Source organism: Nisaea denitrificans DSM 18348 (assembly GCF_000426505.1).
Classification (GTDB): Bacteria; Pseudomonadota; Alphaproteobacteria; order Thalassobaculales; family Thalassobaculaceae; genus Nisaea; species Nisaea denitrificans.
In genome coordinates, this window is record NZ_AUFM01000015.1 from 379,107 (window position 1) to 395,507 (window position 16,401).

22 protein-coding genes are annotated in these 16,401 nt (G+C 62.2%); 17 read left to right on the top strand and 5 right to left on the bottom strand.

Annotation, left to right across the window (positions count from 1 at the left end; genetic code table 11):
- The first annotated feature begins 144 nt into the window (after positions 1-144).
- Genes K328_RS23790 through dnaQ form a run of 4 tightly spaced genes read left to right on the top strand, consistent with a single transcriptional unit; the run spans position 145 to position 2,893 of the window.
- Complete coding sequence (locus K328_RS23790; RefSeq protein ID WP_245577512.1) at positions 145-969, top strand: pyruvate, water dikinase regulatory protein; 825 nt, start codon at positions 145-147, stop codon at positions 967-969.
- Positions 969-1,607 (top strand): Maf family protein, encoded by a 639-nt coding sequence (locus tag K328_RS0112225; RefSeq protein WP_051284833.1) that lies wholly within the window; start codon positions 969-971, stop codon positions 1,605-1,607. The genes K328_RS23790 and K328_RS0112225 overlap by 1 nt, the downstream gene beginning before the upstream one ends.
- A gap of 4 nt (positions 1,608-1,611) precedes the next feature.
- Positions 1,612-2,208, top strand: coding sequence for a dephospho-CoA kinase (gene coaE / locus K328_RS0112230; protein WP_028466218.1), 597 nt, complete (start codon positions 1,612-1,614; stop codon positions 2,206-2,208).
- Positions 2,201-2,893: a DNA polymerase III subunit epsilon gene (dnaQ, locus tag K328_RS0112235; RefSeq protein WP_028466219.1), complete on the top strand. Its 693-nt coding sequence runs from the start codon at positions 2,201-2,203 to the stop codon at positions 2,891-2,893. The genes coaE and dnaQ overlap by 8 nt, the downstream gene beginning before the upstream one ends.
- Here the strand turns inward: dnaQ and secB are convergent, their stop codons facing one another.
- The 3 genes from secB to K328_RS25840 are packed head-to-tail and all read right to left on the bottom strand — an operon-like array spanning position 2,894 to position 4,567.
- On the bottom strand, positions 2,894-3,412 hold the full coding sequence (gene secB / locus K328_RS23795) for a protein-export chaperone SecB (RefSeq protein WP_051284834.1): 519 nt from the start codon (positions 3,410-3,412) through the stop codon (positions 2,894-2,896).
- Between the two features lie 46 nt (positions 3,413-3,458).
- Positions 3,459-4,013, bottom strand: coding sequence for a histidine phosphatase family protein (locus K328_RS0112245; RefSeq protein ID WP_028466220.1), 555 nt, complete (start codon positions 4,011-4,013; stop codon positions 3,459-3,461).
- Positions 4,014-4,054: 41 nt separating this feature from the next.
- Positions 4,055-4,567 (bottom strand): FxsA family protein, encoded by a 513-nt coding sequence (locus K328_RS25840; RefSeq protein ID WP_051284835.1) that lies wholly within the window; start codon positions 4,565-4,567, stop codon positions 4,055-4,057.
- 161 nt (positions 4,568-4,728) lie between these two features.
- On the opposite strand from K328_RS25840, the gene K328_RS0112255 reads away from it, so the two are divergent.
- The 7 genes from K328_RS0112255 to K328_RS0112285 all read left to right on the top strand — a co-directional run bounded on the left by K328_RS0112255 (position 4,729) and on the right by K328_RS0112285 (position 10,603).
- Entirely contained in the window at positions 4,729-5,400 is a 672-nt protein-coding gene (locus K328_RS0112255; RefSeq protein ID WP_028466221.1) for a Tim44/TimA family putative adaptor protein, read from the top strand.
- A 40-nt stretch (positions 5,401-5,440) separates the two neighbouring features.
- Positions 5,441-6,622, top strand: coding sequence for a murein transglycosylase A (mltA, locus tag K328_RS0112260; protein ID WP_245577514.1), 1,182 nt, complete (start codon positions 5,441-5,443; stop codon positions 6,620-6,622).
- A 66-nt stretch (positions 6,623-6,688) separates the two neighbouring features.
- Positions 6,689-7,465, top strand: coding sequence for a (Fe-S)-binding protein (locus K328_RS0112265; protein ID WP_028466223.1), 777 nt, complete (start codon positions 6,689-6,691; stop codon positions 7,463-7,465).
- Entirely contained in the window at positions 7,465-8,901 is a 1,437-nt protein-coding gene (locus tag K328_RS0112270; protein ID WP_028466224.1) for a LutB/LldF family L-lactate oxidation iron-sulfur protein, read from the top strand. The genes K328_RS0112265 and K328_RS0112270 overlap by 1 nt, the downstream gene beginning before the upstream one ends.
- A complete protein-coding gene (locus tag K328_RS0112275; protein WP_028466225.1) occupies positions 8,898-9,584 on the top strand; it encodes a LutC/YkgG family protein in 687 nt (228 codons plus the stop codon). Before K328_RS0112270 ends, K328_RS0112275 begins: the two co-directional genes overlap by 4 nt.
- A 22-nt stretch (positions 9,585-9,606) precedes the next feature.
- Complete coding sequence (locus tag K328_RS0112280; RefSeq protein ID WP_028466226.1) at positions 9,607-10,212, top strand: Smr/MutS family protein; 606 nt, start codon at positions 9,607-9,609, stop codon at positions 10,210-10,212.
- Between the two features lie 19 nt (positions 10,213-10,231).
- Positions 10,232-10,603 carry a helix-turn-helix domain-containing protein gene (locus tag K328_RS0112285; protein ID WP_028466227.1) on the top strand — a complete coding sequence of 124 codons (372 nt, stop codon included), beginning with the start codon at positions 10,232-10,234 and terminating at the stop codon, positions 10,601-10,603.
- 16 nt (positions 10,604-10,619) lie between these two features.
- On the opposite strand, the gene hslU is transcribed toward K328_RS0112285, so the two are convergent.
- Both hslU and hslV read right to left on the bottom strand, forming a co-directional pair.
- Positions 10,620-11,927 (bottom strand): ATP-dependent protease ATPase subunit HslU, encoded by a 1,308-nt coding sequence (gene hslU, locus K328_RS0112290; RefSeq protein WP_028466228.1) that lies wholly within the window; start codon positions 11,925-11,927, stop codon positions 10,620-10,622.
- Between the two features lie 52 nt (positions 11,928-11,979).
- On the bottom strand, positions 11,980-12,543 hold the full coding sequence (gene hslV / locus K328_RS0112295) for an ATP-dependent protease subunit HslV (RefSeq protein WP_028466229.1): 564 nt from the start codon (positions 12,541-12,543) through the stop codon (positions 11,980-11,982).
- Between the two features lie 168 nt (positions 12,544-12,711).
- Here hslV and hisB point away from each other — a divergent pair, with 168 nt between their 5' ends.
- Genes hisB through K328_RS0112325 form a run of 6 tightly spaced genes read left to right on the top strand, consistent with a single transcriptional unit; the run spans position 12,712 to position 16,378 of the window.
- Positions 12,712-13,320, top strand: coding sequence for an imidazoleglycerol-phosphate dehydratase HisB (hisB, locus tag K328_RS0112300; RefSeq protein WP_028466230.1), 609 nt, complete (start codon positions 12,712-12,714; stop codon positions 13,318-13,320).
- Positions 13,317-13,994, top strand: a complete 678-nt coding sequence (gene hisH / locus K328_RS0112305; protein ID WP_028466231.1) for an imidazole glycerol phosphate synthase subunit HisH — start codon at positions 13,317-13,319, stop codon at positions 13,992-13,994. Before hisB ends, hisH begins: the two co-directional genes overlap by 4 nt.
- Before the next feature lie 11 nt (positions 13,995-14,005).
- Complete coding sequence (locus K328_RS0112310) at positions 14,006-14,560, top strand: GNAT family N-acetyltransferase (RefSeq protein WP_036553979.1); 555 nt, start codon at positions 14,006-14,008, stop codon at positions 14,558-14,560.
- Complete coding sequence (gene hisA / locus K328_RS0112315; protein ID WP_028466233.1) at positions 14,557-15,300, top strand: 1-(5-phosphoribosyl)-5-[(5-phosphoribosylamino)methylideneamino]imidazole-4-carboxamide isomerase; 744 nt, start codon at positions 14,557-14,559, stop codon at positions 15,298-15,300. Before K328_RS0112310 ends, hisA begins: the two co-directional genes overlap by 4 nt.
- A complete protein-coding gene (hisF, locus tag K328_RS0112320; protein ID WP_028466234.1) occupies positions 15,300-16,061 on the top strand; it encodes an imidazole glycerol phosphate synthase subunit HisF in 762 nt (253 codons plus the stop codon). Before hisA ends, hisF begins: the two co-directional genes overlap by 1 nt.
- Positions 16,058-16,378, top strand: coding sequence for a phosphoribosyl-ATP diphosphatase (locus K328_RS0112325; protein WP_028466235.1), 321 nt, complete (start codon positions 16,058-16,060; stop codon positions 16,376-16,378). Before hisF ends, K328_RS0112325 begins: the two co-directional genes overlap by 4 nt.
- The last annotated feature ends 23 nt before the right edge of the window (positions 16,379-16,401 follow it).

Genomic DNA, 16,401 nt, shown 5'->3' on the forward strand with positions numbered 1-16,401 from the left:
TTGTCCATCTGTCGGGAAAAGATTGTCCCTGTATTAACAACCGGCCTGCTAGCTATGGCATGAAGTGGTGCAGTTTTTCTTTCGGAAGAGATTCCGGATTCTGTAAACAGATCGTACACAGTTATCCCCAACCGGATGTGGAATTTGACCGATACGGATATTCATCTTCACCTTGTGTCGGACGCGACCGGTGAAACCAACCATCAGGTCGCCCGGGCTTGCCTCGTTCAGTTCGAGGGTGTCCGTGCACGTGAGCATGTCTGGTCTCTGGTCCGAACATCGGGCCATATCGAGAAGGTGCTCGCTGCGGTCAGCGTCTATCCGGGGCCGGTGCTTTTCACCCTGGTCAATCCGGAGCTTCGCCAGCAGTTGGAAAAGGGCTGCCAGCAGCGCCGTGTTCCCTGCATTTCCGTGCTGGATACGGTGGTCAATGCCCTGGGCAGCTTTCTGGGTCAAGAGAGCCACGGCCGGCCCGGTCGGCAGCATGAACTGGACGCGGCCTATTTCGACCGGATCCGCGCCATGGACTACACCTTGGCGCATGATGACGGGCAGATGGTCCATGACCTTGAAGATGCCGACATTGTGATCGTTGGCGTTTCCCGAACCTCGAAGACCCCGACTTCTCTCTATCTCGCGAACAGAGGCTATGCGACGGCGAATATCCCGGTGGTGCCGGGGGTTGCACTGCCGCAAGAGCTTTACAGCCTGAAAAAGCCGTTCGTGATCGCCCTGACCAACGATCCGAACCGGCTGACCCAGGTTCGGCGCAACCGGATGCTGATGCTCCAGCACAGCAACGAAACGGACTATGTCGATCCTGAAAAGGTCCGTGCCGAGGTGATAGATGCACGCAAACTCTTCACAAAAGGCGGTTGGCCGGTAATCGATGTGACCCGTCGTTCGATCGAGGAAACTGCTGCGGCAGTGCTTCAGAAATACGCCAAGTTTCACGGTCTGGAATCCTGATGACCGAGCATTTTGATCCCTCTCATCTTGCCGGTACCGGTGAAAAACCGGTCGTGCTGGCCTCCGGAAGCCGGACCCGCGCCGATATGCTCCGCTCGGCGGGCCTGGCCGTGGAAATACGAAAACCCGCAGTCGACGAGTCCGAGTTCAAACGGAGCCTTCGGGCCGAAGGGGCGAGCGCAGCTGAGGTCGCGACCTTTCTTGCCGAAATGAAGGCAAACACCGTCTCCCGCGCGGTGCCGGAAGCGCTGGTGATCGGTGCCGATCAGATGCTCGATATCGACGGGGAGTGGCTGGATAAACCGGAAGACCGGGCAGGCGCCGCCGCGCATCTGCGACGTTTGTCCGGCAAGCGCCATAGCTTGATAAGTGCCGTGGTCGTTTCCGCCGGTGGAACCCGGATATGGCACAATATCGCTACGGCAAGCCTGCTTGTCCGCCCCCTCTCCGACGAGTTCATAGACGCTTATCTCGATACTGTCGGTGACATGGCGCTGGAGTCCGTCGGGGCCTATCAGCTTGAATCTGTCGGGGCCCAGCTTTTCACAGCGGTCGAGGGCGACTTCTTCACCGTTCTCGGGCTGCCTCTGCTTCCCTTGCTCGATTTCATGCGCACGCACAGCGCGCTCAGGACCTGAATCAATGCTGGTCCTCGGTCTGACCGGCTCCATCGGCATGGGGAAAAGCACTGCAGCCGCGATATTCCGGCGCCTGGGGCTCCCGGTGCATGATGCAGACGCTTCAGTGCATGCTCTTTTCCGGGCCGGCGGCCCAGCGGTGGCACCGATTTCCCGCCGGTTCCCCGAGGCCGTCGTCAACGGGGCGGTCGATCGGGAGCGGCTCGGCAAGATTGTTTTCGGCGATGCGGATGCGCTGCGTGATCTGGAAGCCATCGTCCATCCGCTGGTGCGCCGCGAGAGGGACCGATTTCTTGATCTGCAGCGCCGGGCCCGGCGCCGGGCGGCCGTGCTTGATGTGCCTCTTCTCTTCGAGACTGGTGGAGAGGGGATTTGTGACTATGTCTTCGTCGTATCAGCGCCCGCTTTTTTGCAGCGCCAGCGGGTTTTGGCCCGTCCCGGCATGACAGCAGAGCGGCTCTCTTCTATTCTGAAAAAGCAGATGCCGGATCGTGAAAAGCGCCGCCGTGCGGATTACATTCTGCCTACCGGCCTTGGCCTGGCTGTTACCACCCGGGCGATCAAGAAGATCCTCCGCCACTTGGGAATTCGACATGCGTGAACTGGTTCTTGATACGGAAACGACAGGTATCGATCCGAAACAGGGGCACCGGATTATCGAAATCGGCGCCATCGAGCTGGTCAATCATGTGCCGACCGGCGAGAGCTATCACGTCTATATCAATCCGGAACGCGAGGTCGAGCAGGGCGCATTCGAGGTGCACGGCCTTTCGACAGAGTTCCTCGCCGACTATCCGAATTTCGCTGGGATCGTGGACGGGTTTCTGGAATTCGTCAGTGATGCCACTCTGGTTATTCACAATGCCAAGTTCGACATGGGGTTTATCAATGCCGAGCTGAAACGGCTCGGCCATCCGGAAATGCCGATGGAGCGGTCGATCGATACGCTGACCATGGCGCGGCGCAAATATCCCGGCGCGCAGGCAAGTCTGGATGCGCTGTGCCGGCGGTTCGAGATCGATAACGGGCATCGCGATCTGCACGGTGCCCTCGTCGACGCGGATTTGCTGGCGTCAGTCTATCTGGAACTGATCGGTGGACGGCAGCCCGGTTTTGAGCTTGCGGGGCAGGAAAAGGCCGGAGCAGCCGCGCCGGAAATCCGAGAGGCAGTTATCCGGCCGCCGCGTCCGCACGCGGCAAGCCCAGACGAACTCGCTGCACATGCAGCACTGATGGACAAGGTGAAAGACCCGATCTGGAACCGGGCCGGGGAAGCCGCGGAATAATCAGGCGTTGCCTTCGGTCTCGACCGCCGCAACGTCGATGCCACCGGTTTCCTGACGCTGCTGCTCGTTCTTCTGGAACACGCCCAGGAAATCGATCGGCTGGATATGCAGCGGCGGATAACCGCCATCGGCTGTCACCTGACCGATGATCTGGCGGGCAAACGGGAAGAGCAGCCGGGCGCATTCGACCATCAGCACGTATTCCGCCTGATCCGGCCGGACATTTTCGAACCTGAAAACACCGGCATATGACAGCTCGACGATGAATACCTTCTCGCCCTCGTGAACGCCATTGACGTTCAGCAGCAGGATGACCTCGAAGACATTGTCAGCCATCCGCTCGGCGCGAACATCGACAGCAATTTCGATGTCGGGACGAATATCGGCACGCAAGCTAAAGGGCGCCTTCGGGTTTTCGAAGGACATGTCCTTGATGTATTGCGCCTCAACGGTCATCGAGAAGGTGTTGATCGCGTCACCCTTTTGGGCGGGCGCAGTACCGGTATCTGTGTCGGTCATCGGTTCGATCTTGTCTCTGCCGGGTCAATTTGAAGGCGCGTGGGTATCACGGATCAGGGGTGTGAACAACCTCTCCGGCGCCGTCCCGCTGGACCTTGACCACAGTTCCGTTGCCGACAGGCAGGCCGGTGAGACGGTTGATGAAACCCCAGTGGCTGACACAAACCACGCGATCCCAGTCCGTTCGCTGGTGGTTGGCATTCAGGAACGCACTCACCCTGGCATGAACCTCATGCTCTTCCTCGTGATGGTCCGTCCACCATTGCTCGTCGATATGGTCGAAAGCCAGATGGGGCCAGTCAGCCTGCAGCTCCGTGCGGGTGCGTCCGATATCGCAGATAAAATGCCGATGCTCGCGGATCAATGGCTCGATCCGGATCTTGCGGTCGATGGCCTCGGCGATGATATGCGCTGTTTCAAGCGCCCGGCGATAGGGGCTGGAGACGATGTGATCGACATCGTGCCCGCGTAAAGCTTCGGCGCTGTGCCGGATCTGGGCCTGCCCGAGCTCGGTCAAAGCCGGATCCTCGATCCCCGGGTCGCGCCCGGTGGCGCCATAGACGACATTGAATTCGGACTGGCCATGACGGACGAACAACATGCAGGTGAAATCCCTCAGATACGGATGTAGATGCGGCTGGATCAGCGCGGCGGTAATTTGCGATCGGTCTTGTCGGCACCGGTATCGGATTTATCGTCCGTATCCGTCAGATCCTCGAACTCTGCGTCGATGACCGTTCTGGAACCGGAGGAGGTTTTATCCGACCGACCACGGACAATCCAGACATGAGAGTGGGCAGCGCGTGCGGCGCCTTGGAACAACATGCCGATCAGTACGATGCGCAGCGGCGGTATGAAGAGCAGAAACCCGGCTATGTCAGTCACGAAACCGGGCAGGAAAAGGAAGGCTGCTGCCAGCAGGAGGCCAACCCCGTCAATGATTTCAGCCAGCGGTGTCTCTTCCCGCTGTAGCTGCTCCTGGGCCCGTTGCAGAACGGCTGTGCCTTGGCTCCGGAACATAATTGCACCCAGTGCGGCGGTCAGCAGGGTCAGGCCGACCGTTGCCCAGCCCCCGATGATCCCGCCCACTTCGGCAAAGACGTAAATCTCGATGGCCGGGATGCCTATCAAGATGAAAAGGATTATCAGGGCCATAGTTGTTCTTTCAAAAGTGACAGCCTATGTATGCTGTAGTACGGTCGCCCGAAGGTTAAAGCGGCAGCTCTCTGGTCAGAACTCAGCCAATCTGCCGTACAAACCGAAGGCGACTTCTTCATCAATGGATAAGGGTTTTTAAACCCGCAGTTAAGGGCGATATGGGCGACGGTGCCGCTTTGTTCGAGATAATTCTGTTCGCAATACTTGCGGGCTTCCTTGTTTTCAAGCTGCGCAGCGTGCTTGGAAAACGTACCGGGCATGAAGAACGTCACAGCGACCCGTTTTCGCCGGCACCCGAGCAGGGCAACAAGTCGGATAACGTGATCCAGCTTCCGGGCCGTGACGGGGAAATCGACAGTGCCGAACAACAGGACGGCGAATTGTCAGAAGCCATGCGCCTTAAAATGGCCGATCCGTCCTTTGACGAGATCGAGTTCCTGCAAGGTGCGCGGACCGCGTTTGAATGGGTGGTCGAATCTTTCGCCAAAGGCGATCAGGAAAGCCTCCGCCCGCTTCTGGCGGACGATCTGATGTCTGCCTTCGCCGGTGCGATTGACGCGCGTGAGCAGGCCGGCGAGACGCAGGAAACAACGATTTCCTCCATGCGGTCAGCCTTGATCAGCGAAGTTCACCTGGTTGGCTCAATTGCCCGCGTGACGGTCGAATTCATCACGGATCAGGTAAAGGTGACCCGTGCCGAGGATGGGTCGGTCGTCGACGGCGATCCGGACAAGATCGAAACCGTGACCGATCTCTGGACATTCGAACGCGATGTTGCCGGACGGGACCCCAACTGGCGCCTCGTCGCGACACGTGTGCCTGAAGAATAAAGCGTCGATCACAATGGTCCGAAACGGACTGGAGAATATTTTGACGTGGCGCGGCTTGTGGCTGCTGACAGTTTTTCTTCTGGCTGCGTGCACGCCGGACCAGGATCCGGATCGCGCGGACTCGCCGCCGGTCAGCTATAAGCGGACCGACCTTGCGGGACTGCCGTCCTGGAATAGTGACCGGGTCAGCGAGGCCCTCCCGGCCTTGAAGCGCTCTTGCGGAAAACTCCGGCGTCAATCCGATACCGATTCCATCGCACCGGCAGAAATCGGTGGCACGGTTGCCGCCTGGCGTGGCGCCTGCGATGCCCTTTCCCGGCTGTCCGACGGCAGCGGCGACGGTACCGTGCGCGAGTTTCTCTCGACCTGGTTCGATGCCTACGAGGTCCGGGCCGGCAAGAGTGACGGGCTCTTTACGGGATACTACGAGCCGGAGCTGAACGGTTCGCTGGAACGGCGCGCCGGTTTCGAGACCCCGTTGCTGGCAAAGCCGTCCGATCTGGTTCTGGTCAATCTCGGCGATTGGCGGACGGGCCTGCGCGGAGAGCGTATTGCCGGTCGGCTGCGCAGCGGGCGCTTGATCCCGTATGAAAGCCGGTCGGAAATCGAGTCCGGCGCGCTTGGCAACAATGCGGAGACGCTGGTCTGGCTCGACGATCCGGTTGATGCGTTCTTCCTGCACATTCAGGGGTCGGGCCGGATACGGCTTGACGACGGCCGGGTGCTGCGGGTTGGCTACGACGGTCACAATGGACACATCTACTACCCGATCGGACGTTATCTCGTTGAAAGCGGCGAGATAGAGCGCGAGGCGGTATCGTTGCAGACCATCCGTGACTGGCTACACCGTCATCCTGATCAGATGCGCGGTGTGATGGACCGGAACCCCTCTTACATATTTTTCCGCAGAATCAATGGCGATGGCCCGATCGGCGCCCAGGGCGTAGCTTTGACAGCCGGGCGTTCACTTGCCGTTGACCGGCGGTATATCCCGCTCGGCGCGCCTGTTTGGCTTGATGTCGATTATCCGGACGAAAGCGGCCGCCCCTTGCAGCGCCTGGTCGTCGCCCAGGATACCGGCGGCGCCATCAAGGGCGCGGTCCGCGGCGACGTGTTCTGGGGCCACGGTCCGACGGCGGCCGAAAAAGCCGGACCGATGGCAGCCCCCGGTCGATATTACGTGCTTCTGCCCAAAAATCTCGATATTGCCTTAAAGCAATAGGATACGGCGTGCCGGTCCAAGGGCCCCGCATCCTCAAGAAAAAAGAGATGTGAGTGGGAGCCTGCTGTGTCTGCGTCCGAGAATGCCCGTCCACGCGTTGGTCTGTTCGTGACATGCCTTGTCGATTTGTTCCGTCCGTCCGTCGGTTTCGCGACCCTGTCCCTGCTTGAGAAGGCAGGATGTGAAGTGGTTGTGCCGGAAGCGCAGACCTGCTGCGGCCAACCAACATTCAATTCCGGTGATTTCAAGGACAGCCGCGACATTGCGGCCAATGTGATCGAGGCCTTTGAGGGCTTCGATTATGTGGTCGCGCCGTCCGGCTCCTGTGCCGGGATGATCCGGGAGCATTACCCGGAGCTGTTCGAGGATGACCCGGCGATGGCCATGCGGGCCCAGCACCTGGCCAAGCGGACCTACGAGTTGACCTCTTTTCTTGTGGATATCATGGGTGTGGAGAGCACCGGCGCGGCTTTCGACGGCACGGTGACCTACCATGATTCCTGCTCCGGCCTGCGTGAGCTCGAGATCAAAACCCAGCCCCGCAAGCTGCTGGCAGCGGTGGACGGCACCTCCATCAAGGAGATGCCGGGCGCCGAGATCTGCTGCGGCTTCGGCGGCACCTTCTGTGTCAAATACCCGGAAATCTCCGACAAGATGGTGACGCAGAAAGCAGCCGAAATCGTCGAGAGCGGCGCCGATTACCTGCTGGCGGGCGATCTTGGCTGTCTGCTGAATATGGGCGGCAAGCTGAAACGGCTCGGCGCCAGGACGGAGATCCGGCATGTTGCCGAAGTGCTGGCCGGCATGACAGATCAACCCTCCATCGGCGAGGGAGAGCGCTGATGCAAACCACCTCGCACAATTTCAAACAGAATGCGCGTGATGCACTGACCGATGTCCAGTTGCAGAAGGCGCTTTCAAAGATGCGTCCCGGCTTCCAGCAGAAGCGGGCGGATGCAGTCGCCAAACTGCCTGAATTCGAGGATCTCCGCGACCGGGGCCGGGATATCAAGAACCATGTGCTGGAGAATCTCGATTTCTATCTCGAGCGCTTCGAAAGCAATGTCATTGCCAATGGCGGGCAGGTTCACTGGTGCCGGAATTCCGAGGAAGCCCGGCAGACGATCATGGAGATCTGCCGCTCCGTCGATGCCAAGACGGTGACCAAGGGCAAGAGCATGGTGGCCGAGGAAATCGGCCTCAACGAGTATCTGGAAGAGCACGGTGTTGAGCCGATCGAGACGGATCTCGGCGAGTACATCATCCAGCTCCGGGATGAGCCGCCGAGCCATATCATCGCGCCGGCGATCCATGTGAACAAGGAACAGGTCGTCGAGGCCTTCCGCAAGAAACACACGGATTTGCCACCGGACCGCCCGCTGGAGGAAGTTGGCGACATCACCGACGAAGCCCGCACGCAGCTCCGCCCCAAATTCTTCGCTGCCGATGTCGGTATCACCGGCGCCAATTTCCTGATTGCCGAGACCGGCCAGACGGTCATCGTCACCAATGAAGGCAACGGCGACCTCACCCAGACCCTCGGCAAGGCGCATGTCGTGGTGGCGAGCCTGGAGAAGATCGTGCCGACGCTGGAGGATGCGAGCTGCATCCTGCGGCTGCTGGCCCGCTCGGCGACCGGACAGGAGTTTTCCGTCTACACCACCTTCTCCAGTGGGCCGCGTCGGGAAACCGACCTGGACGGCCCGGCCTCCTTCCATGTGGTGCTGATCGACAATGGCCGCTCTGCCATGCTCGGCACCGAATATCAGGACATGCTCCGCTGCATCCGCTGTTCCGCCTGCATGAACCATTGTCCGGTCTATGCCGCCGTCGGTGGGCATGCTTACGGCTGGGTCTATCCGGGACCGATGGGCGCGGTGCTCACACCCAGCCTGATCGGCATCGATGAGGCGGGTCATTTGCCCAATGCATCGACCTTTTGCGGCCGTTGCGAGCAGGTATGCCCAATGCGCATCCCCTTGCCGAAGATGATGCGTCACTACCGGGCAAAAGAGTTCACTGAGAACAAGACTACCTCGCAGGTTCGCGCGGGTTTGGGGCTTTGGTCGTACTTTGCCAAAAGACCATGGCTCTATCGGCAATCGACCAAGTTGGGGGCTGTGCTACTGCATGCTCTGGGCGGAAAGCGCGGCCGGATCGCCAAGTTGCCACTGGCCTCCGGCTGGACCTCGGTGCGCGACATGCCTGCACCTGAAGGACGGACCTTCCAGCAGCTCTACAAGATGAGCGGGCACGGCAAGAAGGGAGACGCGCGATGAGCGAGGCACGGGAACAGATCCTGGCGGGCATCCGCAAGTCCCTTGGACGCGGCAAGCTCGAAGGCGCGGCAGCCGAGGCCGTCGAGGCGCGCCTGAAAGGGCATGAGCGCATTCTTGTGCCGAAGCGCTCAGACGGGGATCAGGCCCACAAGATCGGCCTCTTTGTCGAGATGGCGGAAGGGGTCTCCTGTACCGTCGACAGGCTGGAGTCCCTAGAATCCGTGCCGGAGCGGCTGGCGGACTATCTCCGCCGGGAGAACCTGCCGGCCCGGATCAAGCAGTCACCGGCCCTGGAAGACACGGTGATCCCGTGGGACAAGGCGCCCGCGCTTGAAATCACCAGCGGTGCCGCCGTCAACGAGGATGCGGTGGGGCTGACGCCGGCCCATGCGGGGATCGCGGAGACCGGCACATTGATGCTGCATTCCTCCGCCGAAACCCCGACAAGCCTGCATTTCGTGCCGGACACGCACGTGGTATTGCTGCGCGAGAGCCAGATTGTTGGCGCCTACGAGGATGCCTGGGACATGTTGCGGCAGAAGCTGGGGCTGGAGCCGGGAGCAAGTGTGCCGCGCACGGTCAATCTCGTCACCGGTCCGTCGCGGACCGGCGATGTGGAACAGATCATCCAGCTCGGCGCGCACGGTCCCCGGCGTCTGCATATCATGCTGGTCAAGGACTGAGCCCGAAAGCGGAACGGATTTCATGGCACGGCGACCGACAGCGGAGGAGCTTGATCTGTGGCGCAAGGTGGTCGCCGACACGGTGCCCCTGACGCCTGAGCGTCGTGCCGCCCTGGCCGAGGCCGAAGAGGTTCCAAAAGTCCCGGAACTCAGCACGAAACAGCCAAAAAAGAGCGGCAAAGGGCAGCAGGCGGCCCGCCATCACAGCCGTCCCCAGAACGACCCCGGCTTTGCCGCGATCAAGGTGCCGAGCGCGCTGGCGGAGTACGCTCCGGGCAAGGTTCCGGGGATAGACCGGCGCACGGCGCTCAAGATCAAACGCGGCAAGCAACAGATCGACGGCCGCATCGACCTTCATGGCATGCGCCAGGAGGAAGCCCACCGGGCGCTCAACGGCTTCATCGCGTCTGCCTACCGGCGCGGCCAGCGTTGCGTGCTGGTGATTACGGGCAAGGGCAGCCGCTCGGCCGATGACGGTGAGCGGGAGGTGGGTGTGCTGCGCCGGATGACGCCGCGCTGGCTGGCCGATGGGGCGAACAAGGACAAGGTGCTGACCTATTCCCCAGCCCAGCCACAGCACGGGGGCAGTGGCGCGCTCTATGTCATGCTGCGTCGGCAGAAGAGCTGATGACGAGGCAAGGCAACGCATGACCCCGTTCGGCGCAAAGATCCGCGAGCTGAGAGCCGACCGTGGGGTCACCCTGAAGCAGATGGCAACCGCCCTGCAGGTTTCCTCCGCCTATCTCTCGGCCCTGGAGCACGGCAAGAAGGGGCGTCCGACCGTCGGTCTGATCCACCAGATCTGCCAGTATTTCGGCCTGATCTGGGACGATGCGGAGGATCTGAAGAAGCTCGCGAAACACTCGAACCCGCGTGTCGTCATCGACACGGCCGGACTCAGTCCTAAAGCGACGGAACTCGCAAACACGCTCGCCGTCCGCATCCGTGAGCTGGATGACCCGCGGATCGACACCCTGCTCGCCGAACTCGCGCCGCCGGGCAAGGGGCCACGTCACTGAGCGCGGCGATGTCCCGTCAGAGGATAAACTTGCTGAGATCGGTGTTTTTCGCCAGCTCGCCCACCCGTTCGTTTACGTAAGCCGCATCGATCTTCAGCGTCTCGCCGCTCTTGTCGGAGGCGGTGAAGCTGATTTCGTCGAGCAGCTTTTCCATCACCGTGTGCAGCCGGCGGGCGCCGATATTCTCGACATTCTTGTTGATGTCGACCGTCAGGTCGGCGAGCGCGTCGATGGCGTCGTCGGTGAAATCGAGCGTGACTTCCTCGGTTGCCATCAGGGCCGTGTACTGGCGCAGCAGGCTGTTTTCCGGCTCCGTCAGGATACGGCGGAAATCGTCCCGCTCCAGTGCCCGCAGCTCGACCCGGTTCGGCAGACGGCCCTGCAGTTCAGGAAGCAGGTCCGAGGGTTTCGCCAGATGGAAGGCGCCGCTGGCGATGAACAGCACGAAGTCGGTCTTCACCGAGCCGTACTTGGTCGCAACCGTGGTGCCCTCGATCAGTGGCAGCAGGTCGCGCTGCACGCCCTCGCGGCTGACGTCACCGCCACGCTCCGCACGGCTGGTGATCTTGTCAATCTCGTCCAGGAAGACGATGCCGTTCTGCTCTGCCGTCTCGATGGCCTGGCGCACGACCTTTTCCTCGTCGAGCAGCTTGTCCGCCTCTTCCTCGACCAGAACCTTGTAGGATTCCGCCACCGCCATGCGGCGTTTCTTGGTGCGACCGCCGAAGGCCTTGCCGAACATGTCGTTCAGATTGAGCATGCCCATCTGCGCGCCTGGCATGCCGGGGATCTCGAAGGTCGGCATCCCGCCGCCGCCGGAATCTTCGGTCTCGATCTCGATTTCTTTTTCGTCGAGCTGGCCCTCGCGCAGCATGATGCGGAATTTCTGCTTGGTGTCCGGGCTCGCGTTTTCGCCGACCAGGGCTTCGACCACCCGGTCCTCGGCCGCCAGTTCCGCCTTGGCATGCACATCTTTGCGCATTTTCTCGCGGACCTGGCTGATCGCGATCTCCACGAGGTCACGGATGATCTGCTCGACGTCCCGGCCGACATAGCCGACTTCGGTAAATTTGGTCGCCTCGACCTTGATAAACGGCGCTTCCGCGAGTTTGGCGAGGCGCCGGGCGATTTCCGTCTTGCCGACGCCGGTCGGGCCGATCATCAGGATGTTCTTCGGCTGCACTTCCTCGCGGATGTCGTCGGCCAGCTGCTGGCGCCGCCAGCGGTTGCGCAGGGCGATGGCGACGGCGCGCTTGGCGTCGTTCTGGCCGATGATGAAGCGGTCGAGCTCGGAAACAATTTCACGCGGGCTGAAGGCGGACATGCGTGGGGCTACCAATCGTCAGGATGCAGGGGCTGATTCACGTATCAGCGCGTTATTCGGTATCGAGCATCTCGAGGGTGAGATTCTCGTTCGTATAGATGCAGATACCGGCGGCGATCTTCATCGCCTTGCGGGCGATCGCCTCTGCATCCATGCCGTCCAGATCCACCAGGGCGCGGGCGGCGGAGAGGGCGAAGGTGCCGCCGGAGCCGATGCCGATCAGTCCGTCCTCCGGCTCCAGCACGTCACCGTTGCCGGTCAGCACCAGGGAAGTCGTCTTGTCGGCCACGGCCATCATGGCTTCCAGACGGCGCAGATAGCGGTCGGTGCGCCAGTCCTTGGCCAGCTCGACCGCGGCCCGGGTCAGCTGGCCCGGATGTTTCTCCAGCTTTTCCTCCAGCCGCTCGAACAGGGTGAAGGCATCGGCGGTGGCGCCGGCGAATCCGGCGATCACATCGCCATTGCCGATCCGGCGGACCTTGCGGGCCTGCGCCTTCATCACGGTATTGCCGAAGCTGACCTGACCGTCGCCGGCGACCACCACGCGCCCGTTCTTGCGAACGGAAAGGATTGTGGTGCCGTGCCACTGGATCGGGTCTGCGGCCTGATTGCTCATGAGAACTCCATGGGTAACGTGCCTGTCCAATTTGGGCATCGGACGGATAACGTCAAGAGAACGCTTTTGACAAGGGTGGAAGCATAGAGAGAACTTGCGGTCCGGTGATTGGCATTTCGCCGTACTTCCTGCTACATAGCCGCCGTATATTGCTTGGGAGCAGAACCCATGTCGGACAACCGCCGCGCAACCGTCAAGCGCGTGACCAACGAGACCAGCATTTCCGTCGAGCTTTCGCTGGACGGGACCGGGAAATATGACGTCGAGACCGGAATCGGTTTCCTCGACCATATGCTGGAGCAACTGTCCCGACATTCCCTGATGGATCTGAAGGTCCGGGCCGAGGGCGATCTGCATATCGACGCCCACCACACCACCGAGGATTGCGGCTGGGCCATCGGCGATGCGCTGTCGAAGGCGCTGAAGGACCGCAAGGGCATCAACCGCTACGGCTCCTGCTATCTGCCGATGGACGAGGCGCTGAGCCGGGTTGCGCTGGATTGCTCGAACCGGCCCTTTCTGGTCTGGCGCGCGAGCATGCCGGCACAGAAGCTGGGCGACATGGACACGGAGCTGTTCCGCGAGTTCTTCCAGGCCTTCTCTCAGGCGGCCGGGCTGACCCTGCATATCGAGAACCTGTATGGTGACAACACGCACCATATCGTCGAGTCCATTTTCAAAGGCGTCGGTCGGGCGTTGCGGGTCGCCATTGAAATCGACCAGCGTCGCGCCGATGCCGTGCCCTCGACCAAAGGCACCCTCGGGGGGAGCCTGTGACCGCTTCGGGCGGCCGGACCACAGTCGCAGTCGTTGATTACGGGTCCGGCAACCTCCGTTCGGTGGCGAAAGCCTTCGAACGGGTGGCTTCCGAACATGGCAAAGGCACAGAGATCGTCGTGACGTCCGACCCGGCGGTGGTGCGCGCGGCCGGGCGGATCGTGCTGCCGGGGGTCGGTGCCTTCGCCGATTGCCGGAGCGGCCTCTACGGCCTGCCGGGCATGGTCGAGGCGCTGTCCGATGCCGTGCTTGAAAACGGCACGCCTTTCCTCGGCATCTGCGTCGGCATGCAGCTCATGGCGGAGCGCGGGTTGGAGCACGTGACCTCGGAAGGGCTCGGCTGGATCGGCGGCGAGGTCCGCCTGATCGAACCCGCGCCGGCGCCGGACGGCCGTGCGCTGAAGGTTCCGCATATGGGCTGGAACCGTCTGAACCTCATTCAGCCGGAGCATCCGCTGCTGAAGGGTATCGAAGACGGCGCCTATGTTTACTATGTTCATTCCTACCTGTTCGACGTGGCAGATCGCTCCGACCTGATCGCATCAAGCGACTATGGCGGCGAGATCGCCGCGCTTGTCGGGCGTGATAATTATTTCGGAACCCAGTTCCACCCGGAAAAGAGCCAGGCCAACGGGCTTGCCTTCATCCGGAATTTTCTCGACTGGACCCCGTGAGGGAGAGCGGCATGGACGACAGCGACGCTGAACCACAATTTCCGCCGGTCCCCACGGTCGAAATGCTGACCGAGTTCGGTCCCGGCGACCTGCAGGACCTGTCGGACGCGGCGGAAGCGGCGATCAAGGACGGCGGCGGCTTCGGCTGGATTACCCCGCCGCAGCGGGAGACGCTGGAAGCCTTCTGGCGCGGGGTTCTGCTGATCCCGGAGCGGGATCTCTTTGTCGGCCGGCTCGACGGGGTGATCGCCGGATCCTGCCAGGTCCAGAAACCCGCACGGAACAACGAGGCGCAGCGCCATACCTGCAGCCTGACGACGACCTTTGTCGCGCCATGGGCCCGGGGGCACGGTCTTTCCCGGGATCTGATGGAGATCGCGGAGAAGCATGCGCGGGACCAGGGTTTCAAGGTGTTGACGCTGGATGTGCGCGAGACCCAGCATGCCGCCATCCGGCTCTACGAGCGGCTCGGGTATGTCCGGTTCGGCAGCCTGCCGCATTATGCCTATGTGCGGGACGGCTACGTCTCCGGGCACTTCTTTTACAAGGAACTGGACGCGGAATGATCCTGTTTCCCGCGATTGACCTGAAGGGCGGCCAGTGTGTCCGGCTGCTCAAGGGCGAGATGAATACGGCGACGGTCTTCAACGACGATCCGGGCGCCCAGGCGCGGCTGTTCCAGGACGCCGGGTGCGGCTGGGTTCATGTGGTCGATCTGGACGGCGCCTTTGCCGGCGAGACCCGGAACGGGGAGGCGGTCGACCGTATCCTCGCGGCGGTCGACGTGCCGGTGCAGCTCGGCGGCGGCATCCGCGACATGGCGGCGATCGATGCCTGGCTCGAAAAGGGCATCGCCCGGGTCATTCTCGGCACCGTGGCGCTGCGCGATCCCGAGCTGGTGAAGGCGGCCTGCGCGCGCCATCCGGGCCGCATCGCGGTCGGCATCGATGCCCGCGACGGCATGGTCGCGGTCGAGGGCTGGGCCGAAACCTCGACCCTGTCGGCCGTCGATCTCGCCCGCCGGTTCGAAGGCTGCGGTGTGGCGGCGATCATCTTCACCGATATCGACCGGGACGGCGCGCTCGGCGGCGTCAATGTGGCGGCGACAGCCGCACTGGCCAACGCGATCTCCACGCCGGTGATTGCCAGCGGCGGCGTGGCCTCGCTTGAGGACCTGGCGGCACTGAAAGCGGCGGGCGCACCGGGCATTGCCGGCGCGATCTCCGGCCGGGCGCTCTATGACGGGCGGATCGATCTTGCCGAGGCGGTCGCGTTGCTGGCCGCGCCCGAAGCGGAGGCCGTCTGATGCTGACAGCGCGCGTGATCCCCTGCCTCGACGTGAAGGACGGCCGTGTCGTCAAGGGCGTCAATTTTCTCGATCTGGTCGATGCCGGCGATCCGGTGGAGCAGGCCAAGATCTATGACCGCGAAGGCGCGGACGAGCTTTGTTTCCTCGACATCACCGCCAGCCATGAGGAACGGGATACCCTGTTCGACGTTGTCGGCCGGACGGCGGAGCAGTGCTTCATGCCGCTGACCGTCGGCGGCGGGGTGCGGACGCTGGAGGATATCCGCAAGCTGCTGCTGGCCGGTGCCGACAAGGTGTCGATCAACACGGCGGCGGTGAAGGACCCTGATTTCGTGCGCCGGGCGGCGGAGAAATTCGGCAGCCAGTGCATTGTCGTGGCGGTGGATGCGAAAAGCGTCGGGCCGGACAGGTACGAGATCTTTACCCATGGCGGCCGCGAGGCGACCGGCATCGACGCCGTGGCCTGGTCCCGGCGGATGACCGAATACGGCGCAGGCGAGATCCTGCTGACCTCGATGGACCGGGACGGCACCAAGCAGGGCTTCAACCTGCCGCTGACCCGGGCGATTTCCGATGCGGTGAGCATTCCGGTGATTGCCAGCGGCGGTGTCGGCACGCTGGAGCATTTCGCCGAAGGTATTCTAGAGGGTCATGCCTCGGCGGTTCTGGCCGCTTCCGTCTTCCATTTCGGCACGTTCCGCATCGCCGAGGCAAAAGCGGCGATGGCAAAGGCCGGTGTTCCCGTGAGGCCGCAATGAGCGAGCATATTCTCGACCGGCTGCACGCCGTCATCGCCAGCCGCAAGGGCGCCGCTCCGGAAAGCTCCTACACGGCGAAGCTCTTCGACAAGGGCCCGAAGAAGATTGCCCAGAAGGTCGGCGAGGAAGCGGTCGAGGCTGTTATCGAGGCCGTTGCCGGGGACCATGACGGGCTGACGGCGGAGAGTGCCGACCTGCTGTATCATCTGCTCGTGCTGTGGAGTGCGTCCGGGGTGAAGCCGGAGGATGTCTGGGCCGAGCTGGCGCGCCGCGAGGGCCTGTCCGGGATCGAGGAAAAGGCCAGCCGCTCGGAGTGAGGGCGGCCGGTTGGAAGCGAGGG

Coding starts and splice junctions, on each gene's coding strand:
- K328_RS0112310 (WP_036553979.1), top strand. CDS start 14,006: ATGGACGACAGCGACGCTGAACCACAATTTCCGCCGGTCCCCACGGTC.
- hslV (WP_028466229.1), bottom strand. CDS start 12,543: ATGAGCAATCAGGCCGCAGACCCGATCCAGTGGCACGGCACCACAATC.
- K328_RS0112270 (WP_028466224.1), top strand. CDS start 7,465: ATGCAAACCACCTCGCACAATTTCAAACAGAATGCGCGTGATGCACTG.
- coaE (WP_028466218.1), top strand. CDS start 1,612: ATGCTGGTCCTCGGTCTGACCGGCTCCATCGGCATGGGGAAAAGCACT.
- K328_RS25840 (WP_051284835.1), bottom strand. CDS start 4,567: ATGGCCCTGATAATCCTTTTCATCTTGATAGGCATCCCGGCCATCGAG.
- K328_RS0112285 (WP_028466227.1), top strand. CDS start 10,232: ATGACCCCGTTCGGCGCAAAGATCCGCGAGCTGAGAGCCGACCGTGGG.
- hisA (WP_028466233.1), top strand. CDS start 14,557: ATGATCCTGTTTCCCGCGATTGACCTGAAGGGCGGCCAGTGTGTCCGG.
- hisF (WP_028466234.1), top strand. CDS start 15,300: ATGCTGACAGCGCGCGTGATCCCCTGCCTCGACGTGAAGGACGGCCGT.
- K328_RS0112280 (WP_028466226.1), top strand. CDS start 9,607: ATGGCACGGCGACCGACAGCGGAGGAGCTTGATCTGTGGCGCAAGGTG.
- K328_RS0112325 (WP_028466235.1), top strand. CDS start 16,058: ATGAGCGAGCATATTCTCGACCGGCTGCACGCCGTCATCGCCAGCCGC.
- K328_RS0112275 (WP_028466225.1), top strand. CDS start 8,898: ATGAGCGAGGCACGGGAACAGATCCTGGCGGGCATCCGCAAGTCCCTT.
- K328_RS0112245 (WP_028466220.1), bottom strand. CDS start 4,013: ATGTTGTTCGTCCGTCATGGCCAGTCCGAATTCAATGTCGTCTATGGC.
- K328_RS0112225 (WP_051284833.1), top strand. CDS start 969: ATGACCGAGCATTTTGATCCCTCTCATCTTGCCGGTACCGGTGAAAAA.
- hslU (WP_028466228.1), bottom strand. CDS start 11,927: ATGTCCGCCTTCAGCCCGCGTGAAATTGTTTCCGAGCTCGACCGCTTC.
- secB (WP_051284834.1), bottom strand. CDS start 3,412: ATGACCGACACAGATACCGGTACTGCGCCCGCCCAAAAGGGTGACGCG.
- dnaQ (WP_028466219.1), top strand. CDS start 2,201: ATGCGTGAACTGGTTCTTGATACGGAAACGACAGGTATCGATCCGAAA.
- K328_RS0112255 (WP_028466221.1), top strand. CDS start 4,729: ATGGGCGACGGTGCCGCTTTGTTCGAGATAATTCTGTTCGCAATACTT.
- hisB (WP_028466230.1), top strand. CDS start 12,712: ATGTCGGACAACCGCCGCGCAACCGTCAAGCGCGTGACCAACGAGACC.